This is a genomic window from Psychrobacter sp. FME13 (assembly GCF_014861395.1).
Taxonomy (GTDB): domain Bacteria; phylum Pseudomonadota; class Gammaproteobacteria; order Pseudomonadales; family Moraxellaceae; genus Psychrobacter.
Genome location: NZ_RRYV01000349.1, coordinates 1 through 824 on the forward strand (window position 1 = coordinate 1; position 824 = coordinate 824).

The 824-nt window shown below is 41.4% G+C and carries 1 protein-coding gene; it reads right to left on the bottom strand.

What is annotated here, in order from left to right:
- Window positions 1-127 precede the first annotated feature (127 nt).
- Window positions 128-718, bottom strand: a complete 591-nt coding sequence (locus tag EI164_RS16525) for a helix-turn-helix domain-containing protein (RefSeq protein WP_225739372.1) — start codon at window positions 716-718, stop codon at window positions 128-130.
- Window positions 719-824: the final 106 nt, after the last annotated feature.

Sequence of the window (824 nt, forward strand, 5' to 3'; positions counted from 1 at the left end):
TTTGTGACCTTTGTGACCTTTGTGACCTTTGTGACCTTTGTGACCTTTGTGACCTATGTGACTTACGTGACAGCGAAAAGCATAGCCATCGCTTGTTTTTGATAACTGTATAGGGTGTTTGTGACTATTATGAATAGGCAGGATTGTTTAAAGGTCGGTGTTCATTGGTCCATTGTTTGGGAAAGCTTCCATATAAACGTTTAAACTCTCTGCTAAATTGTGATGAGCTAGAGTAACCGACTTGCATGGCTGCTGTATTGACAGTCATGCCCGTTGCTATCTTCATGGCAGCAGCGTTCAAGCGCATGGATTTTATGAATTGAATAGGTGACATGGAGGTGGCTTGTTTAAACTTACGATGCAAGACTGCACGGCTCATTCCTACGTGTTTGGCCATGTCTTCAATAGTAATCACATCATCCAAATGTGCTGACAAGTATTCGATAGATTGAGCAATTTCATTACCCACACCAAAAGCGCGTTGTGCTGAATATCCTGATTCCCCCTTTAATAGGGCATAGTAAAATTCGCGTAAACGGCTTTCCCCAAGTATCAAGGTATCAACGGGGTTATCTATTAGCATTAGTAGCCGAAACAATGCCTTAGTAAAGCCATTGTCCCAATTTGAAAGCGATAACCCTAAGGGATGGGATGTATTTTTAGGATGATGTATAACGCCATTCGCTTTACTGTGCATCTCGATTGAGAGCTCTGTCATTACCTTAGGGGCTGTATAGAATTGAGAAAACATTGAAAAAAATAAGCAACACCTTACTCTAATGTTTACCACAACAAAGAAACAAGGCGTCACTTATGGCTCGCAC